Source organism: uncultured Parabacteroides sp., from assembly GCF_905196875.1.
Taxonomy (GTDB): domain Bacteria; phylum Bacteroidota; class Bacteroidia; order Bacteroidales; family Tannerellaceae; genus Parabacteroides.
Map to the genome: position 1 here is coordinate 1 of NZ_CAJJWO010000006.1, position 16,972 is coordinate 16,972.

General features: G+C 44.0%; 11 protein-coding genes. All 11 read left to right on the top strand.

What is annotated here, in order from left to right; genetic code table 11:
* Positions 1–498 precede the first annotated feature (498 nt).
* The 11 genes from QZ076_RS03535 to QZ076_RS03585 all read left to right on the top strand — a co-directional run bounded on the left by QZ076_RS03535 (position 499) and on the right by QZ076_RS03585 (position 16,966).
* Entirely contained in the window at positions 499–3,546 is a 3,048-nt protein-coding gene (locus QZ076_RS03535) for a TonB-dependent receptor (RefSeq protein ID WP_293710413.1), read from the top strand.
* Positions 3,547–3,558: 12 nt separating this feature from the next.
* Positions 3,559–5,493, top strand: a complete 1,935-nt coding sequence (locus QZ076_RS03540; RefSeq protein ID WP_293710414.1) for a RagB/SusD family nutrient uptake outer membrane protein — start codon at positions 3,559–3,561, stop codon at positions 5,491–5,493.
* Between the two features lie 222 nt (positions 5,494–5,715).
* Positions 5,716–6,882: a Gfo/Idh/MocA family oxidoreductase gene (locus QZ076_RS03545; protein WP_293710416.1), complete on the top strand. Its 1,167-nt coding sequence runs from the start codon at positions 5,716–5,718 to the stop codon at positions 6,880–6,882.
* A gap of 31 nt (positions 6,883–6,913) precedes the next feature.
* The gene (locus QZ076_RS03550) at positions 6,914–10,009 is read left to right on the top strand and encodes a glycoside hydrolase family 2 TIM barrel-domain containing protein (RefSeq protein WP_293710418.1); all 3,096 of its coding nucleotides are present in this window, start codon (positions 6,914–6,916) and stop codon (positions 10,007–10,009) included.
* Between the two features lie 154 nt (positions 10,010–10,163).
* Positions 10,164–11,750 (top strand): SUMF1/EgtB/PvdO family nonheme iron enzyme, encoded by a 1,587-nt coding sequence (locus tag QZ076_RS03555; protein ID WP_293710420.1) that lies wholly within the window; start codon positions 10,164–10,166, stop codon positions 11,748–11,750.
* A gap of 45 nt (positions 11,751–11,795) precedes the next feature.
* Complete coding sequence (locus QZ076_RS03560; RefSeq protein WP_293710422.1) at positions 11,796–13,181, top strand: Gfo/Idh/MocA family oxidoreductase; 1,386 nt, start codon at positions 11,796–11,798, stop codon at positions 13,179–13,181.
* Between the two features lie 3 nt (positions 13,182–13,184).
* Complete coding sequence (locus QZ076_RS03565; RefSeq protein WP_293710424.1) at positions 13,185–14,126, top strand: TIM barrel protein; 942 nt, start codon at positions 13,185–13,187, stop codon at positions 14,124–14,126.
* A 24-nt stretch (positions 14,127–14,150) separates the two neighbouring features.
* Positions 14,151–14,840 carry a helix-turn-helix transcriptional regulator gene (locus tag QZ076_RS03570; protein WP_293710568.1) on the top strand — a complete coding sequence of 230 codons (690 nt, stop codon included), beginning with the start codon at positions 14,151–14,153 and terminating at the stop codon, positions 14,838–14,840.
* Positions 14,841–14,849: 9 nt separating this feature from the next.
* Positions 14,850–15,434, top strand: a complete 585-nt coding sequence (locus tag QZ076_RS03575) for a response regulator transcription factor (protein ID WP_293710426.1) — start codon at positions 14,850–14,852, stop codon at positions 15,432–15,434.
* 361 nt (positions 15,435–15,795) lie between these two features.
* On the top strand, positions 15,796–16,551 hold the full coding sequence (locus QZ076_RS03580; RefSeq protein ID WP_293710428.1) for a DNA-binding domain-containing protein: 756 nt from the start codon (positions 15,796–15,798) through the stop codon (positions 16,549–16,551).
* Between the two features lie 133 nt (positions 16,552–16,684).
* Positions 16,685–16,966, top strand: a complete 282-nt coding sequence (locus QZ076_RS03585) for an HU family DNA-binding protein (RefSeq protein ID WP_293710429.1) — start codon at positions 16,685–16,687, stop codon at positions 16,964–16,966.
* The last annotated feature ends 6 nt before the right edge of the window (positions 16,967–16,972 follow it).

The window sequence follows — 16,972 nt, forward strand, 5'->3', positions numbered from 1 at the left end:
CGGGATGGTTTGATTAATTATTAATTCGTCCCGATTTTAACGGGACACTAATGAATTCTCTTAATAGACCGTATGTTCCCATTTTGAAACATTTCGCTATTAAGTCTAATTGTTAACCAAAGATGTCTGAATATGATATTGATGTATAGCGAGTTGCATTGGCTTGTAGGATTGATTACCTGATATTAATATGAACGGGTAGGTTATTTCCGATAATGTGGTTTGCAAAGAATGTTCCTGTTGTCTCTTCGTAATAAAGATTGCACTTTGTTAAGTTATGAGGATGATAAAATCTAAGTTTTTTATGATTCGGTAGTATTCACTTTAATATAGATTGCCTATGATTATGAATTTTTAAATCCAATGTTTAGAATCGGATATCTAATAGTATCCATTGTGTTTTTTAACCTTATATTCATTTAACAACAGACAAAAATGAAAGAATCTATTTTAGATGTACATTTAGAAAAATGTCGTGCTAAAAGCAATTTACTCAGAATGTTAACCTTATTGCTTTTTGCATTATGCACAACGACTGTATTTGCTCAACAGAAAAATATCAGGGGAACTGTTATAGACGCCTCAGGTGATCCTCTTATCGGTGTAAATGTTTCAGTAAAAGGAACTACGATCGGTATTATAACTGATATGGATGGTAAATATCAACTGGAAGTACCGGCCAATGCTACACTTGTCTTTTCTTATATCGGTTACCAGACGCAGGAGATTGCGGCAGGTACTCAATCATCGATCAATGTAACATTAAAAGAAGACACTCAGAAACTGGACGAGGTTGTAGTAGTCGGTTATGGAGTACAAAAAAAGGTAACGGTGACAGGTGCTGTTGCCAGTGTCTCGGGGGAGGAGCTAAAAGCGTCTCCGACAACAAACTTATCAAACGGTATGGTTGGTCGTATGCCTGGGGTTATCGGCTTTCAAACAGCAGACGAACCGGGCGGTGGCGGAACAACAATCCGTATACGTGGTACTAATTCCCTGGGAAGTAATGACCCGTTGGTAGTGATCGATGGTGTTCCTGATCGTGATGGAGGTATGAACCGTTTGAATCCGACTGAAATTGAATCTATCTCTGTTTTGAAAGATGCTGCCGCTGCTATTTATGGGGCTCGTGCTGCCAATGGTGTGGTTTTAATTACGACAAAGCGCGGTAAAGAAGGTAAGCCAGTTGTTTCATTCAACGCAAGTGCCGGTTTCTCGAAACCAACTCGTTTACCAAAGATGACGAACTCCTATGAATATGCTACAATGCTGAACGAAGTGCTTCCTGGTTCTTTCTCTGATGAACAAATCGAAGGCTTCCGTACACACGCTGATCCATGGAGATATCCGGATACAGATTGGTTTGGTGAAATTGTTAAACCAGCTTCTCCTCTGTACCGGGCTGATATAGGTGTATCCGGAGGTACGGATAAAGTAAAGTATTATGTCAACTTCGGAGCTAATGGCGAAGACGGTCTGTATAAAAACTCCGCTAACCGTTACGATCAGTATAGTTTACGTACAAACTTGGATGTTAAAACTAGTCAGTATGTTGATTTCCAGATTGGAACAACTGCCCGCTTGGAGGATACCAAATATCCGGCTAAAGGTGCCGGTGATATCTTCGGTAGTGCACGTCGTACCCGTCCGGATCAACCGGCCTGGTGGCCGACAGGAGAGCCGGGTCCGGCTATTGAACGTGGTGATAATCCAGCCGTAACAAGTACGGATCTGGCAGGTTTCGACCACTATAAAAACCAGTATATCCAGAACAACTTGGCTGTAAATGTTAAAGTTCCCTGGATTGAAGGCTTGACGTTACGTGGCAATGCTTCTTATGATATCCATTTTATGAATCGTAGAAAAATGCAAAAACCGGTTTACCTGTATTCTTGGGATGGAGTGAACGAGAGCAGTGAAGGATTGAATGCTTCCAAGCAGTGGATCGATGCACCGACATTAGAGCGTAAGCATACCGAGCAACTAGGTTGGATGCTAAACGGTTTGATCGACTACAATCGCACATTTGGACAGCATACTCTCGGTGTAACGTTCGGTATGGAAGGTCAAAAAAAACAATATGAGGAGACTTTAGCTTATCGCCAGGGTTTCATCTCTGATAGTAAACCTGAGCTGAATCTTGGTGGTGAAGAAGGGCAAATGGCAAACGGTTATTCTTGGAAAGAAACTCGTTTGAACTATTTTGGCCGTGTGTCTTACAACTATTTAGAACGTTATTTATTTGAGTTCGTTTGGCGTGTCGATGGTTCTTACCGTTTCCCGAAAGATGAACGTTACGGTTTCTTTCCTGGTGTATCGTTGGCATGGCGTGCATCTGAAGAGGGATGGTGGAAGGAGAATATTCGTTTCATAGACTATTTCAAACTGCGTGGTTCTGTTTCGCAGACAGGTAATGATGCTCTTGTGGATTCAGATGGTAATTATGATCATTCTATTCAATATTTGACGACATATGCATTCAACAATGCAGGTACAACATTTGGAGGAATTGAGAATAAACGTCTATATCCAAGTCGTACTCCGAATCCGAATATCACATGGGAAGTAGGAACAACTTACAATGTAGGTCTGGATCTTAAATTCTTGCAGAACCGTTTAAGTTGGGAAACAGATATCTTTTATCATAAACGTACAAATATGTTGATATCACGTAATGCATCCCTGTCGGAAATCACCGGTATTACTCTGCCTCGTGAAAACTTAGGTGAAATGAAGAACCGTGGTTTCGAATCTTTAGTTAGCTGGCAGGATAAGATAGGTCAGGTAGAATATGGGGTGGCTTTGAATATGACTTATGCAAGAAACAAGATCACTTTCTGGGATGAAGTACAGAACGTGCCTGAATATCAGTTCTCGACGGGTAGACCCGTAGGTAGCCGTAATTTGTTATACTATGTAGCGGATGGTATTTTCCGTAACCAGGCTGAAATAGATGAGGCGAGGGCTAAAGGGTTATTATACTCAGACAATACAGTTCCGGGTGATATTCGTTTCAAAGATATGAACGGGGATGGTAAGATCGACGGTTTGGATCGTGTTCGTCCGGATAAGAATCAGGAGCCGCGATTCGTTGCTGGTCTGACGCTGACGGCTAAATGGAAAGGCTGGGATGTGATGCTGTTATTCCAAGGGGCGACAGGTGCTCAGGTTTATATCGAAACTTGGTCTGGTTTGGTCGGAAACTACCTAAAGAGTGATTACGAAAAGCGTTGGACACCGGAGAATCCGAACTCGGAAGGTCCGCGTGCATGGGATCGTGAAAACCAATACTGGATTAACAATGATAATACATATTTCCTGAGAAACGCTGATTATTTGCGCCTGAAAAATGCTGAACTCGGTTATACTTTCCGTTTCGAAGGATTGAAGAAAGCGGGTATTTCAAATTTACGCCTCTATGCGAACGGTAGTAACTTGTTTACTATTGATGGTGTAAAGGATGCCGACCCGGAACAACGTGATGGTAGTATCGGTGGTTATCCCTTAAGAAAAATTATCAACTTCGGAGTTCAAGCAACATTTTAAAACGTAATTATTATGAAGACGAAACTAAAATATATTTGTCTTTCGGCAGTAGTCGGACTGACATTTTCACTCACTTCATGTTCGGACTTTATGGAACTGACACCGGAAGACCAATATGACGAAACTGCCGTTTGGGCGGATGCGGATTTGACTAAAAGCGTTGTGAATGATGTCTACTCGTATGTATGTGACATCGCACAAGAAGTGAATACTTCTGCCTGGTCGGATGATGCTTTCTTTACGCATGTATATGGATGTCGTGATATAAACGAAGCTACCGTTTCCCCAAGTAATCTGGCTGCTTATGATCGTGATGACTGTCCATTCAAATGGAGTAAACAATATAAAGGTATCTATCGAGCCAATCTGGTGTTGGAGAATATCGACAATGTGCCTGAAAAAACAGGTGTAGACCTAAATGTTTTGAAAGGGGAAACTTATTTTCTCCGGGCATATATTTATACGGAGCTTCTCCGTGGCTTCGGCGGGGTACCTATCGTAGATAAGGTGTACTCTATCGAAGAGGCTGCCGACCTGAGCTTGTCGCGTGCGAATGTCGCTGATGTTATGGATTTTATCCTAAAGGATATAGAGTTGGCCGTTAGTTTGCTTCCGGAAGAACAAACCGGTGCAAACTTGGGGCGTGCAACAAAGGGAGCTGCCAAAGCTTTAAAGGCTCGTGTATTGCTACACGTTGCCAGTCCTTTATTTGCGGATCGCTCTGTCAATACGTTGGAATGTAACCAGTATAAAGGCGATCGCCAAGCTTTGTATCAACAGGCTCTAGATGCGGCAAAAGAAGTAATCAATAATGGCCCTTATTCGTTGATTGACTGTAATGCTGGTACCATCAAGGAAATTGCAGACAATTTCCACAATATCATTATCACAAACAATGATGAAACGATCTGGGCAAAACAGTATGTAAATAAAGATCAGAATGCTGACAACTGGGTTCGTAACCGTGTCGCCTTATTGCATGGTCCGAACGGTTACCACAACTGGGCTGGAACTGCTCCTACGCATGATCTGGTCATGGCGTTTGAAACAGAAGACGGAACGTTTCCAAATACTCTGCTAAAAGCAGGAGATGAAACGACTATAAATCCGTATACAAACCGTGAACCACGTTTCTATGCGACAATCGGTTATGACGGAGCAGAATGGGGACGTCCCAGAGCTGCCGATGGAGCTGTGTTTGATGCCACTCCGTTGGGGAATCTGCAATTCGGTTATTATGAATTAAGTAGCGGTGGTTCAAAAGTCGATGCTATACAATCTGTGGATGACGAGAATAGCCCGATCAAAACACAGTCATTTAACGGAATGACTGGTGTAGATACCCGTATGTCGCAGATAGAAAACTGGAACGGTACATACACAGGTTATTTGGAAAAGAAATTGATTGATGGTACTGTTTCTGCGACTGAACATAACTTCCAGACTAATCCGATGCCGTATATCCGTTTGGCCGAAATGTACTTGGTTGCAGCTGAAGCCTGCATTGAATTGAATAAGCTGGATGAAGCGTCTACTTATCTGGATGCACTCCGTGGGCGTATCGGGCGTCCTGATACAAAGGCTACTTTAGCCGTTCGTGGACAGACTTTCAATCAGAACGACTTACGTGAGTTTTTACGTCGGGAACGTCGTGTCGAACTGGCTTATGAAGAATCTCGTTATTACGATGTACGTCGTTGGATGATAGCTCCGGAAACAAGCAGTAAAAAGTTGACGGGTATCACTATTGTAGGTCGTTTGAAACCGGGTAAGACTGCAACGTTGCCTTATGTACATGATGAAGATGTTTATAACTATACCTGGACCGTCCTCAATCTGAACTACATTGAGAAACGTAAATGGGATAACAAAATGTATTTTGCTCCTATCAAACTGGAGGAGACATTACGTAATCCGGCATTGGAGCAGAATCCGGGTTTCAAATAGCAACATAAAGGTCTATTAAAGTATTATTATGGCACGTTGATCACGCAGGTTACTCTGTGGTATCAGCGTGCCATGTATACAATTGAGTAGGTAAAGGAAGCGGAGCAATAGCTGTTTATAGATCAATATCAAATATTAATATTACGAAATTTATTGTACATATTACAGCATTTTGTAACTTTGGGCAATCTCTCAATTCGTAATTCGTAAAATAGTATTATCATGAAAAACAGAAAGCTAAGAATGGGCATGGTAGGCGGTGGTAGCGATGCTTTTATTGGAGCTATCCATCGTCGTGCGGCCTTTATGGACAATCAGATTGAATTAGTTTGCGGATGTTTCAGCGTAGACCCTGAAATATCTAAAAGTTCCGGACTCTCTTATTTCTTGCCGGAAGACCGTATTTACAGTACTTATCAGGAAATGTTCGAGCATGAAATGACTTTGCCGGAAGGAGAACGGATGGATTTTGTAACTATAGTGACTCCCAACCGTTGGCATTTCGAGCCGGCTATGATGGCTTTGGAAAGAGGTTTCCATGTTGTGGTGGACAAGCCGATGACCTTCTCATTGGAAGAAGCCAAACAATTACAGAAGAAAGTGGAAGAAACCGGACTCGTGCTGGCTCTTACCCATGTTTATTCCGCTTATCCCGCTGTGAAAGAAGCGAAAGCCCGTATTGCCAGAGGTGATCTGGGTAAATTGCGCCGCGTGTATGTGGAATATCTGCAAGGGTGGCTATCCGACCGTATCGAGTTGCAAGGTGGTAATAATGCCGGATGGCGTACAGACCCTAAACGCTCGGGTAAAGCCGGTTGTATCGGTGATATCGGTACACATGTCTGGCATCTGAGTGAATATATAACAGGTCTTAAAGTGCAGGAAGTCTGTGCCGACCTGAATGCTTTTGTACCCGGACGTCCGATCGATGACGATGGTGCCGCTTTCATGCGCTATGAGAACGGGGTAGTAGGTACGCTGACAGCTTCACAGGTTGCTGCCGGAGAAGAAAATAATATCCGTATCCGTATCTATGGAGACAAAGGTGGTCTGGAATGGCAGCAACAGGAACCGAACACTTTGTTTGCTAAATGGACCGACAAGCCGACAGAGGTCATCCGGATGGGGAACAATGGATTTATAAGCGATACAGCCAAGATGAATACCCGAACACCAGGCGGACACCCCGAAGGTTTTATCGAAGCATTTGCCAATATATACAGAAACTTCGCCCATACCGTAATGAGTATCAAGAAAGGAGAGCAGCCCTGTGAAGAATGTCTGGATTTCCCGACCGTATACGATGGAGTAAGAGGTATGCAATTCATTGAAACAATGGTGGAAGCCGGTTACAATGAGAATGTGAAATGGCAGAAGTGGGTAGATTGATCGTGCACAAATATTGAAAACCTAATATCAAATGAAATTAAAAATGCTAGCTTGCTGTTGTTCCCTGATCGGAGTGACAGCATTCGCTCAAAAGAATGAGTGGAAGGATCCCAACGTTAATGAGGTAAACCGTGCTCCGATGCATACCAATTATTTTGCGTATGAAACGGAGGATGCAGCGTTAAAAGGATGTAAAGAATCATCCGGAAATTTTATGACCCTGAACGGAACCTGGAAATTTAACTGGGTGAAGGATGCGGATGCCCGTCCAACTGATTTTTATCAGGTGAATTTTAACGACAAAGGTTGGGCGAATATGCCTGTCCCCGGTGTGTGGGAACTGAATGGTTTCGGTGATCCTATTTATGTAAATGTAGGATATGCGTGGAGAAACCAGTTCAAGAATAATCCTCCCGAAGTTCCTGTAGAAAACAATCATGTCGGTTCCTACCGTAAGGAAATTATTGTTCCGGCAGACTGGAAAGGCAAAGAGATTTTCGCTCATTTCGGTTCTGTAACATCGAATATGTATCTGTGGGTGAACGGTCAATACGTAGGATACAGTGAAGACAGTAAGTTGGAAGCAGAATTCAACCTGACCAAATATCTGAAACCCGGGAAGAACCTGATCGCATTCCAGGTATTCCGCTGGTGCGACGGTACTTATCTGGAAGACCAGGACTTCCTGCGTCTGTCGGGAGTTGGACGGGATTGTTTCCTGTATGCCCGCAATCCGAAACAGATCCAGGATATCCGCGTGACTCCGGATCTGGATGCACAGTATAAGGATGCTACATTAAATATAGCACTGAACCTGAAAGGTAGTGGTGTTGTAGATGTGAAATTGCTGGATAAACAAGGTAATTCGGTAGCTACAACAACATTGAAAGGCTCAGGTAAAGTATCTGCCGATATGGCTGTTGCCAATCCGTTGAAATGGACGGCTGAAACACCGAATTTGTATACCTTGGTTGCTACTTTGAAGGATGGCGGTAAAGATTTGGAAGTGATTCCTGTAAAAGTCGGTTTCCGTAAGATCGAACTGAAAGGCGGTCAGATACTGGTGAACGGCCAGCCTGTATTGTTTAAGGGCGCAGACCGTCATGAAATGGATCCGGACGGTGGTTACGTGGTGTCACGTGAGCGTATGTTGCAGGATATCAAAGTGATGAAAGAATTCAACCTCAATGCGGTTCGTACCTGTCACTATCCGGATGCCAATCTGTGGTATGACCTGTGCGACGAATATGGTATATATGTAGTGGCAGAAGCTAACGTAGAATCTCACGGTATGGGATACGGTGAAGAAACATTGGCTAAGAACCCGCTGTATGCCAAAGCACACATGGAACGTAACCAGCGTAATGTACAACGTGGTTTCAATCATCCGTCTATTATTTTCTGGTCGCTGGGTAACGAAGCCGGTTTCGGTCCGAACTTTGAAGCATGTTATACCTGGATCAAGAACGAAGACAAGAGCCGTGCCGTTCAGTACGAACAAGCTCGTACGAATGAGTTCACAGATATCTATTGCCCGATGTATCTGGGGTATGAAAGAAGTGAAGAGTATTGCAAAGGTGATATCGACAAACCGCTTATTCAATGTGAATATGCTCATGCAATGGGTAACTCGCAGGGAGGATTTAAAGAATACTGGGATATTATCCGCAAATATCCGAAATACCAGGGCGGTTTCATCTGGGACTTCGTGGATCAGTCATTACGTATGAAAAAGGATGGTGTGGAAGTTTACGGTTATGGTGGCGACTTCAATCGCTATGATGCTTCCGATAATAACTTCCTCGATAACGGTTTGATCAGCCCGGATCGTAAACCAAATCCGCATATGCACGAAGTTGGCCATATCTACCAGTCTATCTGGGTAACTCCTTCTGACCTGGCTAATGGCGTCGTGAATGTGTATAACGAAAATTTCTTCCGTGATTTGAGTAGCTACTATGCTGAATGGGAATTGCTGGCTAACGGAGAAGTGGTTCAGACAGGTATGATCAAGGATTTGGAAGTTGCTCCGCAGCAAACCAAATCAGTTAAACTGAATTACAGTACGGACGGTATTTGTAAATGCAAGGAACTCCTGCTGAATGTGGCATTCAAGTTGAAGAAAGCGGAAACAATGCTTCCGGCCGGTTATACAGTTGCAAAGAATCAGCTGGTGGTTCGTCCGTACGAAGCTCCGGAACTGAAGCTGGCTAATGTTGAAAAAGTAAACATTGCAACGGTTATTCCTACTATAAAGGAAAACGATTACAATTACCTGATCGTACAGGGTGAGAACTTCCGTATCGAATTCAACAAACATGACGGCTTCCTTTGCAAGTATGATGTGAAAGGACAGGCTATGATGGATGAAGGCGGCAAACTGACACCCAACTTCTGGCGTGCCCCGACCGATAACGATATGGGTGCCGGACTGCAGAATAAATATGCTGCCTGGAAACAACCGGGTCTGAAACTGACTTCGTTGACCAATAAGATCGAAAACGGTCAGGCTGTTGTTAATGCTGAATATACAATGGATGCTGTTTCTGCCAAATTGTATATCACTTATACGATCAATAACGAAGGTGCCGTGAAAGTATCACAGAAGATGGTTGCCGATAAGTCAGCCAAAGTATCTGACATGTTCCGTTTTGGTATGCAGATGCAGATGCCGGAAGAAATGGCACAGATCAAATACTACGGACGTGGCCCATGGGAAAACTATTCAGACCGTAATAATGTAACTGATCTCGGTCAGTTCTGCCAGACGGTCGACGAACAGTTCTACTCTTATATCCGTCCGCAGGAAACCGGTACGAAGACCGATATCCGCTGGTGGAAACAAACCAATAAAGGCGGCAATGGTTTGATGTTCGTTGCCGAGGCTCCGTTCTCTGCTTCTGCATTGAATTATTCGATCGAGTCGCTCGACGACGGTGCAGAGAAAGATCAGAGACACTCTGAACTGGTGCAAAAGGTTGATTATACAAATCTGTGCATCGATAAAGTACAGATGGGGCTGGGTTGTGTGAACAGTTGGGGAGCACTTCCTCTGGAAAAATATCGCTTGCCTTACGGTGATTATGAATTTACTTTTATTATGACACCTATCCAGTCAAACCTATAAGGTTCTGAATATTATTAAAAAAAGTATAACCGACTTACATATAACGTTAAATAGGTCGGTTATGCTTTCTTTATATTAAGGAAAATACTACTTTTATTGCCGATTTTTAAATCTAATCTTAGACTAAGTGTAAAATTTGAATACCATAAAACAGATGGCTACTAACAAAAATTCTAATCGATATTCATCAGACCAAAAAAAGAAGAGCTTCTTTAAGGGAAAGACCTTTATGCTTCTTTTGGGAGTAATCTTTGGTGCCGGAGTCATGATTCTGGCTTATAATACTTCTGTTTATTTTTCATCCGACGAGTCTTGTATGATGTGCCATGTGCATCCGCATGTTGAAAATAGCTGGAAGTTATCTAAACACGTAAATAACGGTAGTGGAGTGAAAGTGCATTGTGTAGACTGTCACCTCCCGCCTAAAAACGACACCTGGAACCATTATACGGCGAAAGCAAAGCTGGGTCTGAAAGATGTATGGTCTTTTATGACAAAGGACAGCGTCGATTTTGACTGGAATGCAAAATCAGAACTGGAGCATGCCGTAAAGTATATCCCCAACGAATCATGTAAAGAGTGTCACCAGAATTTGTTCCCGGAAGGAATTACAAACGACGGTATCACGGCACACCTTTATTATGATGAGAATGAAAAGAAACTGGACTTGCAGTGTATTAGCTGTCACCTGGATGCAGGACACTATAACCCGAACTACAATCACTCGAAGATGACGGGTGTACCGGGTATGGCTTCCGGTTCGGGAGCGGTGGATACAAGCTTGTATTTTAAAGAACCGGCGGCGGTAACGTCTTTTACCGATTATAAGGAACAAATCCCCGGCACTCCGGTGTCGTTTAAAATGGTGGCAGTCCCGGGTGGAACATTCAAGATGGGTAGTACCTCGAAAGAACCGTTCCATAAACCGGATGAAGAACCCGTACGTGACGTAACTGTCAGTCCGTTCTTTATGGCTGAACTGGAAGTGACCTGGGATCAGTACTGGGCATTCTACGGCAGCACGATGAGTGAAGGACGTACACCTCCCGAAACTGTATATGCAAACAACAGCAATCCGGATGTAGATGCAATCTCCGGTCCGACTCCTCCGTTCGGATTCCCCGACCAGGGATGGGGTGGCGGCGACCGTCCGGCTATTACGATGACGCATTATGCGGCTGAAACATTCTGCCAGTGGCTGTCGAAAAAGACCGGCAAGAAATACCGTCTGCCGACTGAAGCCGAATGGGAATATGCAGCCCGTGGCGGTACGGAAACTCCTTACTTCTTCTCTGGTAGTCCGAAAGATTTCTCGGATCAGGGTTTCTGGCGTAAGTTCTTCGATGCAAAGACCGACAGTATCAGTTCGTTCGTCATTTACAGCAAGAACAGTAAGAACAAGACACAAGAACCGGATCTGGTGAAAGCCAATCCGTTCGGATTAAAGAATATGTTGGGTAATGTCATGGAATATTGTGCAGATAAATACGATCCCGAAGCTTATAGCAAGGGTGGCAATGCTGTTACAAATCCGTTGGTGACTGAAGGTACGGAATGGGTAGTGCGCGGAGGTAATTATACTTCAGACGCAGCAGATGTTCGTTCGGCAGCCCGCGACTATACCAAACATGATGCGTGGTTGAAAACAGACCCGCAGCAACCTAAGAGTATCTGGTGGTATTCAGACATACGAGGAATTGGTTTCCGTGTGGTATGCGAGCCGGATGCATCGATTAAATAGTGGACTAGTGTAAAAATAATATCAATTCTTTAAATTTGCTATATCATGAAAAAGGAAAACAGTATCAGTAGAAGATCGTTTTTAAAAAGCTCGGCTATGGCTGGTGCACTGGGTGCAATCGGTACAGGTAGCGCGGCTAGTGTTTTAACTTCTTGTGACGGTGGAAGCAAAGCGAATGCTTTGAAACCGTTGAAAGAACCCGGAACATATTATGTTCCCGAATTGCCCGATCTGGCAGCAGACGGACAGGAACTGAAAGCCGGTGTTATCGGTTGTGGCGGACGTGGTTCCGGTGCAGCTTTCAACTTCCTGAATGCCGCTAACGGTGTAACAATCGTTGCATTGGGAGACACTTTCCAGGAAAGAGTGGATGATCTGGCTGGAAAGCTGAAAAAAGATAAGAATATCGACATTCCAGCCGACAAGCGCTTTGTAGGTCTGGATGCTTATAAGCAAGTAATAGATAGCGGTGTGGATGTAGTGATTATTGCCACTCCTCCCGTATTCCGTCCGGTACATTTTCAATATGCAACCGAAAAAGGAAAACATTCGTTCCTTGAAAAACCGATCTGTGTAGACCCGGTTGGTTATCGTACGATCATGGCTACTGCGAAACAGGCTGACGCTAAAAATCTGCGTGTGATTACAGGTACACAACGCCACCATCAGCGTCCTTATGTAGAATCTTACAAGAAGATTATGGAAGGCATGATCGGTGAAATCACCGGTGGTACGGTTTACTGGAATCAGAATATGCTGTGGTTCCGTGAACGTCAGAAAGACTGGAACGATTGCGAATATATGATCAAAGACTGGGTAAACTGGAAATGGTTATCAGGTGACCATATCGTTGAACAGCATGTACACAATATCGACGTATTTACCTGGTTCAGTGGCCTGAAACCGGTGAAAGCCGTGGGCTTCGGTTCTCGTCATCGTCGTGTTACAGGCGATCAGTACGACAACTTCAGTATCGACTTCACGATGGAGAACGGTATCCACATGCACAGTATGTGCCGCCAGATAGACGGTTGCGTGAATAACGTAAGCGAATTTATCCAGGGAACAAAAGGCTCATGGGATAGCTCTACAATGGAGATTAAAGACCTTGCCGGTAATGTTGTCTGGAAATACGACTTTGAAGCAGAAAAAGCAAACTTCAAGCAGAATGATCCATATACATTGGAACACGTGAACTGGATCAACAGTATTCGTGGAAACAAACCGCTTCAACAGGCTTCTGAAACAGCCATTTCCAATATGGCTGCCATCATGGGACGCGAATCGGCTTATACAGGTGCTGAAACAACCTGGGATGCCATGACGGCTTCTCCGCTGGATTATACTCCGAAAGACCTGAACCTGGGTAAGATGGATATGAGTTCGTTTACTGTTCCTGTTCCGGGTAAACCTCTTGAACAAAAGAAATAAGATATGACTCTGAATAGAAGAAACTTTTTAAGAACAACCCTTTCCGGTGCTGCAGTCGCTGCTGTCAGTACCGGGGCGTTGGCTTCCTGTGCCGGCAAGGCTTCTTCGGATGAAAAATGTCCGGAGACTAAATCCTGCTGTAACAGCAAGGCTAAGCTGAACCTTTCTTTCCAGGAAGGAACTCCTCCGGGTGAAAACCTTAACGAGAAGTTCGACTACATGGAAAAGATGGGTATCGTAGGTTTTGAACCGGGCGGACGCGGACTGAAAGACCGTGTGGCCGAGATCAAGCAGGCCCTGAACGGACGTAATATCAAAGTCAGTGCCATCTGTGCAGGTTTCGAAGGATTTATCCTTTCTACCGATCCGGCTATCCGCCAGAAATGTATGGATACGATGAAAGAGATCATCACGGCAGCCGGCGAACTGGGTTCGACAGGCGTTATCATCGTTCCGGCCTTCAACGGACAGGTACCGGCGCTTCCTCACAACCAGGAAACTCGTGACTTCCTTTGCGAGCAGTTCAACGAAATGGGTAACCATGCGGCTCAGAACGGAACGACCGTTATCTTTGAACCATTGAACCGGAAAGAATGTTTCTATATGCGTCAGGTGGCCGATGCCGCTTCCGTATGCCGGGACATCAATAATCCGGGCGTTCGTTGCATGGGTGATTTCTGGCACATGACCTGGGAAGAAACTTCTGATATGGGAGCGTTCCTCTCGGCGGGCGACTATCTGCAACACGTACACGTGGCAAGCCGCAAACGACGCAGCATGCCGGGCGAAGACGGTGATGCGGATAACTATGTAGACGGCTTTAAAGGCCTGAAAATGTTGGGTTATGATAAATACGTAAGTTTCGAATGTGGGTGCCAGGGCGATCGTAACACGGTTCTTCCTGCCGCCGTCGAATTATTACGCAAACAATGGGAAGAAGCATAAATTATGCCTTTAGTATATCCTAATATGCAAATGAGCGAGGTGGTGGAAGAACATCCCTCGCTCATTCCTGTAATCAACCGGTTTGGTATCCGTCTGGGATTGGGTGATAAATCGGTGAAGACGATCTGTGACGAATATCAGCTGGATGCCGACTTTCTGCTGACGGTTATCAACACGTTTCTGAATGAAGAGTATTTCCCGGAAAGGAAATTGCAAACATTCCATACATCGCAGATCATCGATTACCTGACCAAGACCAATCAGTATTATTTGCGTTACCAACTGCCGAACATAGAGCGGCATCTTACCTCTTTTATCTCTATGAGCACACCGGGAAACAATACGTTGAACCTGATCGGTAAATTCTTCTCCTCTTTTAAGGAAGAACTGACCAGCCGCATTCGGAAAGATGACGAGTTGTGGTTCCCCTATTGCCTGTCTTTAAGCGAAAAGATCAACGGCTGCCAGGCTTCGGACGAGACCGGAGTACTTCAACTTAGCGGCGAGCAACGGTTGGAAGATCCTATCGAAGCACTGCTGTCAGACTTGAAAGGTATCATGGTCAAGCATCTGTCGGGCGAGTACAATGAAAACCTGTGCTATGCCGTGATCTTTGGTATCAGCAGCCTGGAGAAGGATATCAAGCAGCACAACCGTATCCGCTACCGTATTCTTACTCCGATGGTTTCGGCTATGGAGAAACTATGTAAATAATCCTTGTCGATGCACAGAACCAGGCAAATAGCAATCATTTTATCTGATACTTTGCAAAGCATTGGTCTTCAAAGCTTACTTACCGACTATTTTCCGCCGGTGGAGGTATGCTGGTTCCCTACCTTTGACACCTTTAATACGGCTGGTTGCAACGATACGTTCGACTACTATTTTACCTCTCCTGAGAGCCTGGTACTGAATGCTGATTTTTTTCTTCCTCGCCGTAGTAAAACGATCGTGCTGATCGATGGAGTGGAAGGAGCAGGCGGTATTTCTACCACGAGTCATATCACCATAAAGGCTCCGCAAGAGATCATCATCGAGCAATTGCAGCAGTTGATGGCCAATGATAATTCCGGCAATCTTTCCGGCGAAACCAACAAAGACCTATCCACCCGTGAGACAGATGTTCTCCAACTGATAGTAAAAGGTATTACCAATAAAGAAATAGCCGACAAACTAAATATCAGCCTGAATACCGTCCTTACCCATCGCAAAAATATCACAGCTAAACTCGGCATCAAGACCGTCTCCGGCCTAACCTTCTACGCCATCATGAATGGGATTATTTCCGGGGATGATATAGAGTTGTGATTTCGAAAAAATAAGTTTAAAATGGTTATTATAATTGGGGAGTAATAAAAAAGATGACAGATTAAAAGAATAATATTTTGATTAGTACGTTGTGGTTTATGGAAGCATTATTTCTCAAACTGACTAGTGAAAACGATCGTTTTTTTTAGTCTACAAAACTAGTTTTTTTTTTAATACCGACCAAATTTTAATTTGTTTATTATTACTTAATAATCAGTTGTTTTCAATGCTATTAGTCAAGAAAAACAGCAATTGTGCAAAATGACTAGAAAAAAGGATCGTTTTTTCTAGTCATTATTTTTTTGACAATATGATCGAATATTAATAGGGTATTTAACAAAACTCCAAAAAACACACTAGTATGCAAAACAAATTAAGAGGATGGCTGGCTGATAATAGCTTAACGACAAATCCGAAAGATCGGATTCTGGTACTCGAATCCGCAGGCAATGCAGGACTTGATGAAATCTATAAAGAAATGCGTGAAGAAGATACCGGTCTAAGGCAAGAGACTATTGTACATGTAGTTACGCTCTATGATCGTATTGTGGCACGCTTTCTGATGAACGGCTTCAATGTCAATACCGGACTCTACCATGCCGTACCCCGTTTTACTGGAATTATCGAACAAGGCGTCTGGAACCCCGAAAAAAACGGAATCTATGTCTCTTTTACCCAGGATAAAGTGCTCCGTGAAGAGATTGCAAAAACCGAAATAGTAATAGAAGGCGAAAAAGCCGACGTGATGTATATTACCGGTGTGGAAGATCGTAGCAATAATATGATCGATGGTAGCATGACGCCAGGACGCAATTTTGCTGTTTTTGGCGCCTATCTGCGTGTGGTGGGTGATAACGAAGCTGTAGGAATCACCTTCCGCAATACCGCCGACGATAGTGTGGTGAAACTCGGCAATGATATGTTCAGCACCAACGATCCCGGCAAGGTAATCTTCATCGTCCCGGCTGAGCTGGCTGAGGGCGAATACGAACTGACTATCACTACCCAATACATGAAAGGCAAGAACGCATTGCGTAAATCTCCCCGTTCCGTATCGACTTCCGTGTTTGTCAAGAGTGCAAGCGATGACGACGACGATCGTCCGGTAATCGAATAAACAAACCGTTGTTTTCGCGGCAACGGGAACCGAAGTGTTCCTGCTGTGGGAACCGGAGCGTTCCCGATGCCGCGAAAGGATGGTTGCATCGTCGGAAACCAATTTATTTATAAACTAATTAAACAAAACAAAAATGAACAAGCAACAACTCATTCAGAAGCTGGCCGGTGATACCGGACTTAGCGAACAGAAAGTACGTCTGGTAATCGATTGTTTCTGTCAAACAACCATAGAAACACTGGCAGAAGGCCATTCTGTGGCATTACTGAACTTCGGAGCCTATCGGCCGATATGGCAGAATGAACGTCCCGGGCGCAATCCGAAAACGGGGGAACCAAAGATGATTCGTTCTCGTTTCACTGTGAAGTTCCGCCCCGGAAAAGGATTTCTGGAAGCACTCAACGAAAATAAATAGAAAAAC

What these genes read in the sequence shown, in the direction of transcription:
- QZ076_RS03585 (WP_293710429.1), top strand. Translation starts at nt 16,685, where the DNA reads ATGAACAAGCAACAACTCATTCAGAAGCTGGCCGGTGATACCGGACTT.
- QZ076_RS03555 (WP_293710420.1), top strand. Translation starts at nt 10,164, where the DNA reads ATGGCTACTAACAAAAATTCTAATCGATATTCATCAGACCAAAAAAAG.
- QZ076_RS03560 (WP_293710422.1), top strand. Translation starts at nt 11,796, where the DNA reads ATGAAAAAGGAAAACAGTATCAGTAGAAGATCGTTTTTAAAAAGCTCG.
- QZ076_RS03545 (WP_293710416.1), top strand. Translation starts at nt 5,716, where the DNA reads ATGAAAAACAGAAAGCTAAGAATGGGCATGGTAGGCGGTGGTAGCGAT.
- QZ076_RS03565 (WP_293710424.1), top strand. Translation starts at nt 13,185, where the DNA reads ATGACTCTGAATAGAAGAAACTTTTTAAGAACAACCCTTTCCGGTGCT.
- QZ076_RS03540 (WP_293710414.1), top strand. Translation starts at nt 3,559, where the DNA reads ATGAAGACGAAACTAAAATATATTTGTCTTTCGGCAGTAGTCGGACTG.
- QZ076_RS03575 (WP_293710426.1), top strand. Translation starts at nt 14,850, where the DNA reads ATGCACAGAACCAGGCAAATAGCAATCATTTTATCTGATACTTTGCAA.
- QZ076_RS03550 (WP_293710418.1), top strand. Translation starts at nt 6,914, where the DNA reads ATGAAATTAAAAATGCTAGCTTGCTGTTGTTCCCTGATCGGAGTGACA.
- QZ076_RS03535 (WP_293710413.1), top strand. Translation starts at nt 499, where the DNA reads ATGTTAACCTTATTGCTTTTTGCATTATGCACAACGACTGTATTTGCT.
- QZ076_RS03570 (WP_293710568.1), top strand. Translation starts at nt 14,151, where the DNA reads ATGCAAATGAGCGAGGTGGTGGAAGAACATCCCTCGCTCATTCCTGTA.
- QZ076_RS03580 (WP_293710428.1), top strand. Translation starts at nt 15,796, where the DNA reads ATGCAAAACAAATTAAGAGGATGGCTGGCTGATAATAGCTTAACGACA.